At 67.7% G+C, this 12,898-nt stretch carries 15 protein-coding genes; all 15 read right to left on the minus strand.

The window, feature by feature from the left end:
- Positions 1-99 precede the first annotated feature (99 nt).
- The 15 genes from KBY90_RS08375 to KBY90_RS08445 all read right to left on the minus strand — a co-directional run bounded on the left by KBY90_RS08375 (position 100) and on the right by KBY90_RS08445 (position 12,873).
- Positions 100-765 carry a bifunctional 2-polyprenyl-6-hydroxyphenol methylase/3-demethylubiquinol 3-O-methyltransferase UbiG gene (locus KBY90_RS08375; protein ID WP_254968101.1) on the minus strand — a complete coding sequence of 222 codons (666 nt, stop codon included), beginning with the start codon at positions 763-765 and terminating at the stop codon, positions 100-102.
- On the minus strand, positions 758-1,549 hold the full coding sequence (locus KBY90_RS08380) for a glycosyltransferase family 2 protein (RefSeq protein ID WP_254968102.1): 792 nt from the start codon (positions 1,547-1,549) through the stop codon (positions 758-760). Before KBY90_RS08380 ends, KBY90_RS08375 begins: the two co-directional genes overlap by 8 nt.
- 240 nt (positions 1,550-1,789) lie before the next feature.
- Entirely contained in the window at positions 1,790-2,179 is a 390-nt protein-coding gene (locus KBY90_RS08385; RefSeq protein ID WP_254968103.1) for a type II toxin-antitoxin system VapC family toxin, read from the minus strand.
- Positions 2,176-2,382 (minus strand): AbrB/MazE/SpoVT family DNA-binding domain-containing protein, encoded by a 207-nt coding sequence (locus KBY90_RS08390; protein ID WP_254968105.1) that lies wholly within the window; start codon positions 2,380-2,382, stop codon positions 2,176-2,178. The genes KBY90_RS08385 and KBY90_RS08390 overlap by 4 nt, the downstream gene beginning before the upstream one ends.
- 151 nt (positions 2,383-2,533) lie before the next feature.
- Positions 2,534-2,941, minus strand: a complete 408-nt coding sequence (locus KBY90_RS08395; RefSeq protein ID WP_254968106.1) for a TA system VapC family ribonuclease toxin — start codon at positions 2,939-2,941, stop codon at positions 2,534-2,536.
- Entirely contained in the window at positions 2,941-3,192 is a 252-nt protein-coding gene (locus KBY90_RS08400) for a ribbon-helix-helix domain-containing protein (protein ID WP_254968107.1), read from the minus strand. Before KBY90_RS08400 ends, KBY90_RS08395 begins: the two co-directional genes overlap by 1 nt.
- Positions 3,193-3,386: 194 nt before the next feature.
- Positions 3,387-3,788, minus strand: coding sequence for a PIN domain-containing protein (locus KBY90_RS08405; RefSeq protein WP_254968108.1), 402 nt, complete (start codon positions 3,786-3,788; stop codon positions 3,387-3,389).
- Positions 3,788-4,033, minus strand: a complete 246-nt coding sequence (locus KBY90_RS08410) for an AbrB/MazE/SpoVT family DNA-binding domain-containing protein (protein WP_254968109.1) — start codon at positions 4,031-4,033, stop codon at positions 3,788-3,790. The genes KBY90_RS08405 and KBY90_RS08410 overlap by 1 nt, the downstream gene beginning before the upstream one ends.
- 475 nt (positions 4,034-4,508) lie before the next feature.
- Positions 4,509-5,666 (minus strand): calcium-binding protein, encoded by a 1,158-nt coding sequence (locus KBY90_RS08415; RefSeq protein WP_254968111.1) that lies wholly within the window; start codon positions 5,664-5,666, stop codon positions 4,509-4,511.
- A 153-nt stretch (positions 5,667-5,819) separates the two neighbouring features.
- Positions 5,820-6,377 carry a putative colanic acid biosynthesis acetyltransferase gene (locus KBY90_RS08420; protein ID WP_254968112.1) on the minus strand — a complete coding sequence of 186 codons (558 nt, stop codon included), beginning with the start codon at positions 6,375-6,377 and terminating at the stop codon, positions 5,820-5,822.
- A gap of 10 nt (positions 6,378-6,387) precedes the next feature.
- Positions 6,388-7,602, minus strand: coding sequence for a glycosyltransferase family 4 protein (locus KBY90_RS08425; protein WP_254968113.1), 1,215 nt, complete (start codon positions 7,600-7,602; stop codon positions 6,388-6,390).
- Positions 7,603-7,613: 11 nt separating this feature from the next.
- Complete coding sequence (locus KBY90_RS08430; protein ID WP_254968114.1) at positions 7,614-9,062, minus strand: hypothetical protein; 1,449 nt, start codon at positions 9,060-9,062, stop codon at positions 7,614-7,616.
- On the minus strand, positions 9,059-10,213 hold the full coding sequence (locus KBY90_RS08435) for a glycosyltransferase (protein ID WP_254968115.1): 1,155 nt from the start codon (positions 10,211-10,213) through the stop codon (positions 9,059-9,061). Before KBY90_RS08435 ends, KBY90_RS08430 begins: the two co-directional genes overlap by 4 nt.
- The gene (gene asnB / locus KBY90_RS08440; protein WP_254968116.1) at positions 10,210-12,057 is read right to left on the minus strand and encodes an asparagine synthase (glutamine-hydrolyzing); all 1,848 of its coding nucleotides are present in this window, start codon (positions 12,055-12,057) and stop codon (positions 10,210-10,212) included. Before asnB ends, KBY90_RS08435 begins: the two co-directional genes overlap by 4 nt.
- A gap of 3 nt (positions 12,058-12,060) precedes the next feature.
- On the minus strand, positions 12,061-12,873 hold the full coding sequence (locus tag KBY90_RS08445) for an FkbM family methyltransferase (RefSeq protein WP_254968118.1): 813 nt from the start codon (positions 12,871-12,873) through the stop codon (positions 12,061-12,063).
- Between the last annotated feature and the right edge of the window lie 25 nt (positions 12,874-12,898).

Consider the following 12,898-nt stretch of genomic DNA (forward strand, 5'->3'; position numbering starts at 1 on the left):
AGCAGCACCATCGATGCTCTCACTCCGGTGCACTCGCGCGGCATCCGCCAGGGAAGCCGGCAGATTGCCGTAGCGCGCCTTCTAATCGTTGCTGAGGGATCAGGGCCTGCGCCCCCCCAACAACATGGACTTCCACAACCATGGCCAGCGGCCGGCGCCCACGAAACGGAGGTCCACGAATCCCGCCTCGCTCAGCAGCCGGGAGAGGGTGCGGCGGCTCCAGAACTTGATGTGACCGCCATCCCAGAGGGCGGTGAAGTGGGCATCAAGCCTGCCGCTCAGGGCCAGGGCCAGATTCTTGAGATACCCGTGATACGGCGTGGAACAGATGAACAGGCCGCCGGGTTTGAGGCTGGCAAAGGCCGCGGCAGCCCACAGGCGGGGGGCATAACAGTGCTCCACCACTTCGGTGCTGATCACCACATCGAACGGTGCCAGTGCGAGTGCCTGCAGATCATCGGGCGTGGCAGCAGCCTGGTGAAAGGAAAGGGTGGGGAAGGATCGCCGCGCCACAGCAATGCCGCTGGCACTGGGGTCCACGCCCACAACCTCGTAGTCCAGGCGGCTGAGCCGGTCGCAGAGCGCGCCGTTGCCGCAGCCCAGATCGAGGATGCGGCTGCCCGAGGGTGTGCCCTGCTGCAGCAGGTGCAGCAGCGGCTTGAACAGATAGGCCTGGGTGTGGGGGGTGCACGCACCCCAGCCGTAATCAACGAAGGAATGCTCGGCCGATTGGTCAGCCGATCGGTCAACCGATCGCTCAATCATCGATCGAGGCTCCGTTGCGCGCCTCCCAGAGCATCAGGCTGAGCATCAGCTCCACCAGCATGCGCTGAAAGGCGTAATACCAGCCGCGCCAGCCATCGAGCAGGCCGCGGTGCCAGATCAGGCAGAGCAGCAGCACCGCGAAGGGGGCGATCACGTGGCGTTGGCGCAGGCGGTCGGCGCGGGAGAGCTGGTGGCGAGGCGTGGTGCGCAGCTTGTGCACCTCCTGGGGCAGGTAGCGGCGCTGGGTCTCCATCCAGCGGTCGAGCGGTTTGCGGTCGTCGTGGAGGATCGGCTCGGCCAGCTCCAGTACGCGGCCGCTGGGGAGGAAGCGGTGAGCGTGGCCGTCGTTCACGTAGCTGCCGCAGCCGGGGCGCATCACGTTGATGCGGGGGGGCAGCAAGGCGGAACGCAGCGGGCGGCCATGCACCAGGTAGCGAAACGGCGTGCGCACCGCCACCGCATCCCTTTCCGCCGCAGCGATCAGCCGGGCCAGAGCAGCGCGGAACGCCGAAGTGATGCCGTGGTCGGCATCCAGGCTCAGGCACCAGGGGGTGCGGATCAGGCCGAGGCCGAAATTCGCCTGGGCCGCGAAGTCGTCGAACGGCCGGGTCACCACATCCACCTGGGAGAAGCCGGCCAGGATCGCCAGGGTGCGGTCGGTGCTGCCGCTGTCGACCACCACGATGCGCTGCGCCCAGCCCAGTCCCTCGAGGGTGCGGCCGATGTTGGCCTCCTCGTTGTACGTGAGGATCAACGGGGTGACCTGATCGAGGAGATCAGCCACGGGATCGGGCACCTGAGCGGGCGGGGCTGGCCGGAAACATCACGAATAAACTAGTCAGGTGACCAAGAAGAGTTCGCCATGCGCAGCCTCACGGCGGCCCAGGCCAATGCTCCCATCTCTCAGCTGCTGCAGGCCGTGGAGGCAGGAGCCCAGCACGGCACGGACGCCGCCGAGCACCATCGAATCGCCCTGGAACGGCTGCAGATTCCCCTGGGGGGATGGAAGCCGCTGTGGACTCGTTCAGCCCTGTTTGGCCATCAGCTCCACGTCGTTGAGGCCCTGGAAATCGGCGTCCATGGTGCACAGCCGGGCATGATGAATGCGGGCCGTGGCGAGGATGATGCTGTCGGCCATCGGTAGACGCAGGGTGTGACTGAGCTGGGCAGCGGCGATGGCCAGGCTGCTGTCCAGATTCACGACCTGCCCTCTCTGCATGGCCGCCACCGCCTGGATGGCCTGGGCTTCGCTGTGCTCCCGCAACACCCACATGAACACCTCCAGGATGCTGATCGCAGGCACGATCAAGGCGGATTCGGCATCCAGAACATCGAGAAACCCACTGGCCTGCGGGCCATCGGTGAACACCTCAATCCAGCCCGGGGAGTCGACAACGGCTGGCTGGACACTCACAGGCGATCCGCCTCCCGCTCGAAGGTGTTCTCCCCGGAGAGAAAGCCCCGCAGCGTCGACGGCGCCTGACTGGGTACCAGTTCAATCCTGCCGGGCAGGGCGATCACCTGCAGCTGCTGGCCTGGCCTGAGGCCGAATTGCTCACGCACCCGCTTGGGAATGACGACCTGATACTTGGGGGATACGATTGTGAGATCAATCACCTGATCGTATCCCGAAACTCGGATCGATCGATACGGGGGCGGCGATCACGAGGCGCCAGGGCTGATCGAGAGCCAGATGCCGTAAGCCTGGCATCAGCCGCAAACACCACCGCCCAAGCGGGCCGCCGACGCGGCAGAGCTGGTGGATCACTCAGCTCTCGATGATCGCGAGGTGCTCCCCGGTGGCTGTGGGCACCACATCGATGCCGATGCGCTGATCGAAACTCACGAATCGGCCCTCATGGGCCATGGCCAGGGCCAGCAGATAGGCATCGGTGATCTGCCGAGGGCCAAGGATTCGCTGCCACTGGATGAGGCCATCGTGCAGAAGGCTGATGGTTTCCGGCCAGAACTGGTGACTGGAATGCCTGCAGGCCTCAGCCAGGCGTTGCGCCACCTGCTGCGCGGGGCGGGAATTGGGATAGGCGGGCTGGGACATGATGCGCATCACACCGTTTTCGGTGATCGGACAGGTGGCCCAGCCGTGGTCAACCTCCTGCTCCATCCAACGACAGGCGGCGGGATGAAGCACATGGCCGCTGTCGAGCAGGGGCCGCATCAGAGGCCTTCTCGATCCCGCAGCTGATCGATCTGTTCGTTGGTCACCAGCTTCTGGTCGGCCGCCGTGAAGGGCCGGAATCCCGCCACTCCAGCAGGCTTTGTCTCCCCGGCCCGGGCCTGTTGCGGTTCGCCCGACAGCGCGGCCCGCAACAGGCGCGAGACCATGCGTCCCGCCGACATGCCCTGGCGGCGTGCCAGCTCCTTGGCCGCGGCGAGCACGTCGTCCTCGATGTCGAGCGTGGTGCGCATGCCACAGGCGTCTGTGGATCGACCGTAGCGTCAGTGCATCAGCGCATCAGACGTGCCGGTGGGGTGCGGCAGACGACTGTGATTGCGTGATGGCACCACCGATCGGAGCGCCGACACAGGCGGCCGTGAAGGCGGAGCGACGAGAATCGTTTCACCCCCATGGCCGATCGTCATGGCCTGCTCCTCGGGCAGGACTAAGGGGCTTCGGAGCCGAGCCACTCCTGGGCCAGCTCAGCGATGGCACGGAATTCCGGGTCCTTGTGCAGCAGGGTGGCGCCTGTCTGCTGGGCGGCGGCAGCGATCCAGGCATCGGCCACCGAGAGGGGGTGGCGGGCCTTGAGGCTGGCGGCCCGCTCCAGCAGCGGCTCGCTGGCTTCGATCCAGTCGAGCGGCAGGGCCTTGAGTTGCTCGTAGGCCAGACGGCCAGCCCGCTCGCCTTCGTCTTTCCACACCCGTTCGAGCACCTCCATGCGGCTGAGGAAGCAGGCGCAGCATCGGGGCATGCCCCCGAGAGCCGCTTCCACGCGATCGGCACCGGGCTCGTCGTCGCGCAGGGTGAGCAGGGCGGAGGTGTCGAGCAGCAGCAGGCCAGCCATCAGGCTTCCGCAACGCCCTCGGCCAGGCGGTCGGCCCGTCGCTCGGCCACCAGGCGGTCTGCGGAACCACCGCAGCGGCCCTGACCGCGGAAGGCCTTCACGGGCGAGGGATCCACCGGCACCACGCGGATCGACCCATCGGCCTCCACGATCCACTCCAGCCGCTGGGAGGGGCCGAGCGAGAAGCGCTCGCGAATCGGAGCGGGGATGACCGTCTGCCCCCGGGCGGTGATGGTGCTGCGCATGACGAAGGCGAGGGCCCGGAAGGGCAGGGCTGAATTACCAGATCTTAAGCCGGGTAATTCGCAGCGCCACGCCTTTCACCACAGCGTTCGAGACGGAAACGCCGTGAAGGCAGGGCCCAGGAACGCCCGCCTTCAGGGGTGGGAGAGGTGGGTTTTGGCTTCGTGCACATTCACGGTCCGCATGGCAGATCCGCCTGGGCACCCAGCTCAGTCCGGAACTGGACCAACCCGTTGGGCCAATCCGTTCAGGCCGCCCAGATCTCCTCCAGATCGAGCCGCAGCCGCGGGAAGGCCGGACCGCCCTCCAACTGCCGGGCCTGATCGAGGCGTTGGGGCTCGCCCTCGGCGGGCTACACCGTCAGGTGCGCATGCGGGGCGGACTGAAGCCATGGCGGTGAAACAGGCCGGGTGTCGACGGGAGGCTCGGCATGCGCTGCCTCACGTTGCCGCAGGAGAAGGCGGAGTGGCGCCCCTGCTAGATGATCCAGCCTGTCGTCGATGTGAGGTCGACATTGAGCACGGAAACTTCGCCACCAACCAATTTCACCAATGTGCCGAACGATCCGGCTCCATCGAGATCGGCATAGGATATGCCTTTGATTTGTTGGCCACCTACAAGCTTAAAAACGTCCTCATCTTCAACGAAATCTGTGATGACGTCGTTTCCGGAGTTTCTCCCAAACTGAAAGACATCTCGATCAGCCCCTCCAGTGAGGATGTCGTCGCCGTTGCCACCGATCAAAAGGTCGGCACCAGCGCCTGCAAGCAAAAGATCATTTCCCAGGCCACCATCAAGTTTATCGTCTCCTCGATTGCCATACAAACTATCATCGCCTGAGCCACCAACGAGATCGTCGTTGCCGTCGCCGCCCCACAGGTTGTCATCACCGGCGCCGCCACGGAGCCTGTCATTACCAGCTCCGCCATCAAGAACGTCATTTCCATTGCCACCATTTCCCTTATCATCTCCGGCGCCAAGAGAGAGAAGGTCGTTCTTAGGTCCACCATTGGCAACATCATTCTCGCCATCCAGCCATTCGATCTTGCCGTCGATCGTGCCGTCGGAGAGGACGATGAGCTGGCCGGCCAGGGGGGTGACCGGAATCCCGTAGAGCCTTGTGTGAAGCCCCAGGTAGGAAACACCGTCAAGAATCTCCTGAATCACAAACTCCTTCGTAAGACTGGGATTGTTGACAGGATTTCTTAAGGCATAGGGCTCTTCAATGGCAAACGAGAACCCAGTATCTGTATCTTTCAACGTTGCGGTAGCAACCTCGCCATTGATATAGTCGAATAGCTGTTGAACAAAGAAAAACGGACTAGCCTGGGATCGATTATGAAAGTGAAATGGCTGGCGAGTGGCAAGATTCTGCTCCAGAATATTTTTATCCGGATCTCCACCATCCGTCAGAAAAACCCCGTCGACCTCCAGCTCCATCCGAACAATTTCGGATGTTTCCTTGTTGATGAGAATCCGCGCATAGCCCGTCGATTCGTCTTCAACATCAATCCCCAACCTCCCCTCGTCCGCCTCCTGCTTCCAGAACATTGGAGTGGGATGATCCTTGCTGATTTCTACGGCAACGTAGACAAGCGAGCTTTGATCGACACTACTGGAAGACGCTTTGGCCATGCTAGTCCTTAAGCAAGCTCAATATAATCTCCCTCGCATCATCGGCCGTAGCAATGGCCACCTTTTCAGGTGATCTTCTGCACATTCAGTCCAACAGTCAGACCAATCGTAGTCATTGAGATCCAGGCAAACATGGTGGCCCGTGATGCACCCCTACCGCTGCCCCACCACCGCCGCCGGGTTGCCGCGCAGGAGGGCGCCGGGCGGCACGGTGCCGCTCACCACCGCCGCCAGGGCGATCACGGCGCCGGGGCCCACCACGGTGCCGGGGGCGAGCACCGCCCTGGCGGCGATCCACACGTCATCACCAACCTGGATCGGCGCCAGCCGCTGCTCGAACCCGGGCGAGCGGAAGTCGTGGTTGCCGGTGCAGAGGTAGGCCCCCTGCGACACGCACACCCGGTCGCCGAGGGTCACCGGGGCGAGGTTGTCGAACCAGGCGTGCTCCCCCAGCCAGCAGTGATCGCCCACCACCAGCCGCCAGGGCAGCTGCACGCGCAGGCCGGGCTTGAGGCGGCAGCCCACACCGATGCGGGCCCCGAAGGCGCGCAGCAGCAGCACGCGCCAGGCCGAGCCCGGCAGCCAGCGGGCGGCCAGCAGGGGCGAGCCCAGGCAGAACCAGAGAGTGTGCACCAACCACGGCCTGCCCGGCGACCAGCCCGGCGGGGTGCGGTAGGTGTCGAGGCGCTGGACCACGGGGTGCTCGGGCATGGGGCGCCGCTCAGGAGGCATGGGCCATCGCCAGCTGGGGATACACCGCGCCGAGATGGGCGCGGAAGCGGCGCCGGGCCGCAGCGGGATCGGCGTGGGCGGCCACCCAGGCCAGGGCGCCGGCGCTGAGCCGCCCCCGGCAGCCAGGATCGCCGCAGATCGCCGCGATCGCCGCCGCCATGGCCGCCGCCTCGGCCGGCACCAGTTCGCCGCTGCGACCAGGCAGCACGAAATCCTCCGGCCCGCCGCAGCGGGTGCTCACCACCGGCACGCCGCAGGCCATCGCCTCCACGGCGGCGATGCACAACCCCTCCTGGTGAGACGGGATCACGAACAGGTCCCAGCGGCGCAGCACCGCCGCCAGCTGCTCGCGGCCCAGGTGGGGATGGCAGTGCACGCGATCGGCGATGCCACGGGCCTGCAGCTGCGGCTGCAGGACATCGGCATCGGCCTCGCCGGTGAGCTCCAGGCGCACGGGGTGGCCCTGGCGCCGGAGCAAGGCCACGGCATCGAGCAGCAGCGGCAGGCGCTTGCGCGGATCGCTCCAGCGGCCGGCGAAGCCGATGCGCCAGGGCACCCGGGCCGCCGGTTCCGGGCGGAACAGCGCCGGGTCGGGCGGCAGCAGCAGCACCCCGGCCGGAGCCCGGCCACCGAGGGCCTCGAGGGCGCGGGCGGTGTGGGCGCTGATCGTAAGGATCCGCCCCTGGGGGGCGCGCAGCACGCGGCGTTCCATGGCCCGCAGCACCGGCGCGTTCACGGCGCCATCGAGCAGGCGGCGGGGCCAGGGGAAGCGCCGTACCCGGTCGACGCGGTCGTCGTGCCAGGGGGTGCCGATCCAGGCCAGGAAGGGAATCCGGAAGGGCAGAAAGCGCTGGGCACAGAGGGGGTTGCCGGTGACGGCCAGGTGCAGATCAGCGGCAGCCACCAGATGGCGCCAATGGCGGTTGGGCAGGTAGTGGGTGAACTCCAGCTCCGGCAGCCAGCAGCCGATGCCCTGGCCCGGCACGCCGCTCCAGAGGGTGTGATCCACGGCCCCGGGCCGGGCGCCGCTGAGCAGCCGGTGCAGCGGCACCGACAGACGCGGGGTGCAGCTCCAGGGCTCATACCAGGCCACCAGGCTGGGGATGCCGAGGGCGGCCAGCTCGGCCACCACCCAGCGCGTCTTGGCCGGCACGCCACCGCTGAAGGGCTGGATGGTGCTGATCAGGGCCCGGGGGGTCGGCAACGACGGGGCCCTCAGGGGGCGCGGCCCAGCGGGGCCGCCAGCCGGGGTGCCTCCTCCGGCACCACGAGCACCGGGCGCTGGCGGGCGGCCTGCTGAGCGAGCAGCGATGGCACCGCGAACACGCTGCCGATGCTGAGCCCGCAGAGCAGCAGCACGAAGGGATCCCCGTAGACGCCGGCGGCGGCGGCGAAGAAGGGGAGCTGGGCGAGCGCGAAGGCCATCAGGCCCAGCTCCAGGTTTGCGGTGGCGGTGGGCAGGCGTCGCATCAGGGCGAGGTTGCGCACCAGGGCGCGCAGCAGCTCCAGGCCCAGCACCGCCAGAATCAGCAGACCGGGGATGCCGAGCTCGGCGGCCAGCTTGCCGGCACCGCTCTCGCTCACGAAGGCGGCACCCTCCCCGCCGCCCACGCCCAGCTGCAGCTCGCCGGTCTGGGCGAGGGCGCCGGCCCCGAGGCCGAGACCGCCGGAGATCTCCACCCCCCGCAGGAAGCCGCGCAGGCCAAGCACGTTGAAGCGCTCCAGCAGGTCTTCCCGCACCGAGGCGGCGCGGCTGACGTATTCGCCGAAGTCGTCGCCGAGGATCGTCTCGGGAAGCAGGAACACCAGCACCAGGGCCAGGCCCCCCGCCGAAACCAGGGTGGTGAGCAGACGGCCGGCGGATCGACCCGGGGCGTTGCGGGCCAGCAGCCAGAGGAACACGGCCACGAACACCGCCACGAACACGATCCCCTTGCGGCGGCCGGTGCTGAGGGTGAGCAGGGCGAAGGCACCTGCCAGCAGCAGCCAGCCGTTGCGGCTCTGCGCCTGGCGGGCGGCTGAGGCCATCACCAGCGCCAGGGCGGCAGAGGCACTCAGGTGCCAGGCGGCCAGCTCACTGGTGCGCCAGAGGCCACTGGCGCCATAGGTGTAGAAGCCGTAGCGGAAGTGGATGAGGATGCCGCCGCCCACCTCCCGGAAGAGGGGGATGTCGACGCCCTGGTAGTCGAGGAACACGGTGATGGCCACCAGCGCCGAACCGAGCAGATACACCTGCAGAACGCGGCGCAGGAAGGGCTGCTCGCGCCCGAGCTGGAAGCCCATCCACAGCCCCAGCAGGGGGGCGAGGTAGAAGCCCACACCGACCACGGTGCGCAGGGGAACGCCGGAACGCACCAGGCCGTTGGCGGCCTGCAGGGCGATCAGCAGCACGAACAGCGGCACCCAGCGGGTGAGCGCCGGGGCGCTCCAGAACATCGCCGGCAGCTCCAGGCGGCCGCGGCGCTTCTGCAGCAGCACCACGGCGGTGCCCAGAAAGGCGATCAGCACCAGGCCCACGTAGAGGCCGGGCTGACCGGGGGTGAGCTTGCGGATCGGATCCTGCAGGAAGCCGATCACCAGGGTGAGCAGCAGGCCGCCGCGCCAGTCGCCGCTGAGCAGCACCAGGGCTAGCAGGGCGAAGAGGGCGAGCAGCAGCAGCGTCAACGGATCAGGGCGGCGTAGGTGTGCTCCAGGTGTTCGGCGATCCCGGCCCAGCCATAGCGGCTCAGGGCCAGGCTACGGGCGGCGGCCCGCATCGGCTCGCCCGGCCCGGCCAGGGCGGTGTCCAGGGCGGCCGCCAGCTGGGAAGGATCGGAGGAGCAGATCAGGCCGGCGCCCGCCTGGGCCACGGCCGGGGCCACCGCCACCTCAGGGCTGAGGATCACCGGCGTGCCGGCGGCGAGGGCCTCCACGGCGGCGATGCCGAAGTTTTCCGAGGCCGAGGGCAGCACGAACCAGTGGGCCTGGCGCAGGGCCTGCCATTTCGCCTCGCCCTCCAGAAAGCCGAGCCAGCGGCAATGGCCCGTCAGCCCCAGCCGACGGGCGCGCTCCTGCAGGCCCGCCACGTAGGCCGGATCGCCATCGCCGGCGACGCGCAGCTCCCAGGCGGCGGCTGGCTGGCGGCGCTGCAGCAGGGCGAGGGCCTCGAGCAGCTGCTCGAGCTGCTTCTTGGGATGCAGGCGCGAGAGGAAGAGGAACACGGTGGGGGGCGCTGCCGGCGGCCCGGCCGGCAGGTCGGCGGGGGCCTCCACACCCAGCGGCAGCACAAAGGAGGGTGTTGCCAGCCCGAGAGCAGCCGCCTGATCCCGCTCCGCCTCGCTGGTGAAGTGCAGGGCAGCGGCGCTTGCCAGGTTGCGGCGCTCGATCAGCCGCAGCAGCAGGCGCTTGCGGCCGGCACTGCGGCGCAGGCTCCAGTGGTTGAGCTGACCGATGGGACGCAGCACGTAGGGCACGCCGGCTCGGCGGGCCTGGGCCATGGCGGTGGTGGAGGGCCAGGAGAACAGGGCATGCACATGCAGCAACTGGAAGCCGTGCAGGTTGGAGGCCAGCCAGCGGTTGAGGCCGGGGGTGACGGCGAACTCCCGCAGCGGCCGCAGCGGCGGGCTCCAGCGGGGAAAGGCCAGCACCGGCGCACCCTGCCGCTCGCACCACTCGCCGAGGGGCAGGGAGGGATCGACGCCGGGCCCGTTGTCGTTGCTGGTGAGGATCGCCGCATCCACGCCACGGCGGCGCAGGGCTGCCACCATCGCCAGCACCGCCGCGGAAGGCCCGCCCCGCAGCGGGCTGATCGAGGGGATCACATGGAGAACCCTCACGCCACCGGCAGGGACAGCCCGAGATGCTGGTGCAGCCAGTGGCGCAGCACGATCAGCGCCCAGCGCCGAGCCCAGGGGCGGAGGTCGATGTCGGCCGGACAGCCGGGCAGGGCGAGAGGACCCTGGCCAGGGCGCAGGGGCGAACCGGCCTGCCCGAACCAGCTCTGGAAGGGAAACGCGAAGCCGCGCTTGCGTTCCAGGGGCACCGCTTTCAGCAGCTCCGGCACGGCACGCTGCAGCAGCCGTTTGCCCGGGGCCAGGCGCTGGTGGGCGGGGATGGCGGCGAGGTCACCCAACAGCTGGGCATCCACCAGCGGCAGGCGCAGCTCCAGGCCATGGGCCATGGAATAGGTGTCGCTGTCGCGCAGGAGCTGGGGCCCCATGTAGCGGCTGCTCTCCAGCCAGGCGATGCGGTCGGCCAGGGTGGGGCAGGCGGCAGCCGGCAGGGCATCGGCGTGATCGGCAGACCCAGCCTCCGGGCAGCCGGCTGCGTCGATCTGCCAGTACCGCAGCAGCAGCCGCACCTCATCCGGGGCGAACAGCCCCCGCTGGCAGCGATGGGCGGCCTCGGGGGTGGCCGGGCCGGCCAGAAAGGCCGCCAGGCGGCGAGCCCGGTGCGTGCGGCGACGGGCCAGCACACGGGCGATGGACGCCCGGCCCGGCCCCAGGCCGCGATGCAGCCGCAGCAGGCGGGGAATGGCGCGGAAGCTGGGATAGCCGCCGAAGAGCTCATCGCCGCCCAGGCCGCTGAGCACCACCTTCAAGCCTTCCCGACGCGCCAGAGCCGACACGCAGTAGGTGTTGAAGCCGTCCACGGATGGCTGATCGATGGCGGCCAGGAAGCCCGGTAAGAACTCCGCAGCGGCGGCCGCGTCCAGCTGCAGGGGCACATGGCGGGCGCCGAAATGGCGCGCCAGCTGCGCGGCCCGCTGGGATTCGTCGAAATCCTGCTGGGGGAAACCGATCGACAGGGTGGTGAGCGGCTCGGGGGCCAGGGCGAGCAGGGCCGAGGAATCCAGGCCGCCGGAGAGAAACAGGCCCACCGGCACATCGCTGATCAGGTGGGCCTGCACGGATCGCTCCAGGGCCTGGCGCGTGATCCGTGCTGCCGCAACAGGAGGCACGGGTGCAGCAGGGTGGGCCTCGCTGGGCTGCCAATGCCGGCGCTGGGTCCAGCGGCCCGCCTGCCAGGTGCCGCAATGGCCGGGCGGAAGGCTGCGCACACCGGCCACCAGGGTGAGCGGCTCGGGCAGGCTGCCGGTGGCGAGAAAACCAGCCAGGCCCTGGGGATCGAGCCGCCGCTCGATCAGGCCGCTGGCCAGCAGGGCCCGCACCTCCGAGGCGAACAGCAGCTCGCCGGCCGGGCCGTGCCAGAGGTAGAGGGGCTTGATGCCATAGGGATCACGGGCCAGCAGGGCGCTGCGGAGCCGGCGATCCCAGAGGCAGAAGGCATACATGCCGCGCAACCGCGCCAGGGCGGCCTCGCCCTGGCGAGCGAGCAGCTCGAGCAGCACTTCGGTGTCGCTGCCGGAGCGGAAGTGATGCCCCTGAGCTTCCAGCTCGGAGCGCAACTGGCGCTGGTTGTAGATCTCGCCGTTGAACACCAGCACGTAGCGACCGCAGGCCGACACCATCGGCTGATGGCCGGCGGCGGAGAGATCCTGGATGGCCAGGCGGTTGTGCAAGAAGACAGAGAATGGCCCATCTGTTGATGCCTCAACCCAGTTGCCCGCGTCGTCGGGGCCTCTGTGCTTGAGCACCCTGAACTGGAGGTTCCAGGCCAGTTCGGATTCACTGGAAGGATGGATCGGTGCTGGGAAGAGCCAACCCGCGATGCCGCACATCGCTCAGTCCTGCTCCGCAGCGGGCGGCAATGCGATGAGGTTCCCGCTGTAATCGGCAGGCCAGTGAGACAATTGAAAGGGCCTGAGCTGAGCAGGTGAATCAAGGCACATCAGCCGATATCCACCCAAGGAGAGCTGATCTTGAATGCCCGGGAGAGCAGACGCTTGAGTTTCAATCATCAGGGCATCGATTCGACCCTCCGACAGAAGACGCTTGGCGCCCATGAGAGCCTGCAGTTCATATCCCTCCATGTCCAGCTTCCAGAGGCGGATACGATCGATCCCGTGGTTCTGCGCATAGATATCCAGGGAGGTTAGCTGAATCTGCTCTTCTTTCATCACACGATTGGAGTACCAATCAGTTCGCAAGGTGGAGCGACCTCCAGAAAGGCGAATTGTGGCGCCGCCCTCTTGCTCACCAAGTCCAAGGGGAACGACAGTCACTTGCCACGCGGGGAAGCGAGTGAGGCATCGCTCCAGCCACTGCCGTTCACTCTGCACAGGCTCAAAAGCAAGTGTGCGAACCCCCGGAAGGGAGGAGAGGCTCACCACCATCTGACCAATATTTGCTCCACTATCCACAAACACACCTCCCGTTGACAACCATTGCTTGAGCCACCCCATCTGCAGAGGCCCTTCGTAGTCTCCATACACCATCCAGCGATGGGTTACCTCCTCGAGATCAAGCATCCAGAGATGGCCATTGGCGAGAGAAATCGTGCAAAGCCCCCGCCCCGCCAGACGGCGGCCATAGAGCCGCTCAAGCAGCCCCAGCTTATGGGGCAGTGGCAATGAGCGCAGAAAAGCCAGACCCAAAGGCAGGCGGGAACAGTCAGGGGCA

It is taken from the genome of Cyanobium sp. CH-040 (assembly GCF_024346135.1).
Taxonomy (GTDB): domain Bacteria; phylum Cyanobacteriota; class Cyanobacteriia; order PCC-6307; family Cyanobiaceae; genus NIES-981.

Coding starts and splice junctions, on each gene's coding strand:
- KBY90_RS08375 (WP_254968101.1), bottom strand. CDS start 765: ATGATTGAGCGATCGGTTGACCGATCGGCTGACCAATCGGCCGAGCAT.
- KBY90_RS08395 (WP_254968106.1), bottom strand. CDS start 2,941: ATGCGGCCCCTGCTCGACAGCGGCCATGTGCTTCATCCCGCCGCCTGT.
- KBY90_RS08400 (WP_254968107.1), bottom strand. CDS start 3,192: ATGCGCACCACGCTCGACATCGAGGACGACGTGCTCGCCGCGGCCAAG.
- KBY90_RS08405 (WP_254968108.1), bottom strand. CDS start 3,788: ATGGCTGGCCTGCTGCTGCTCGACACCTCCGCCCTGCTCACCCTGCGC.
- KBY90_RS08410 (WP_254968109.1), bottom strand. CDS start 4,033: ATGCGCAGCACCATCACCGCCCGGGGGCAGACGGTCATCCCCGCTCCG.
- KBY90_RS08415 (WP_254968111.1), bottom strand. CDS start 5,666: ATGGCCAAAGCGTCTTCCAGTAGTGTCGATCAAAGCTCGCTTGTCTAC.
- KBY90_RS08420 (WP_254968112.1), bottom strand. CDS start 6,377: ATGCCCGAGCACCCCGTGGTCCAGCGCCTCGACACCTACCGCACCCCG.
- asnB (WP_254968116.1), bottom strand. CDS start 12,057: ATGTGCGGCATCGCGGGTTGGCTCTTCCCAGCACCGATCCATCCTTCC.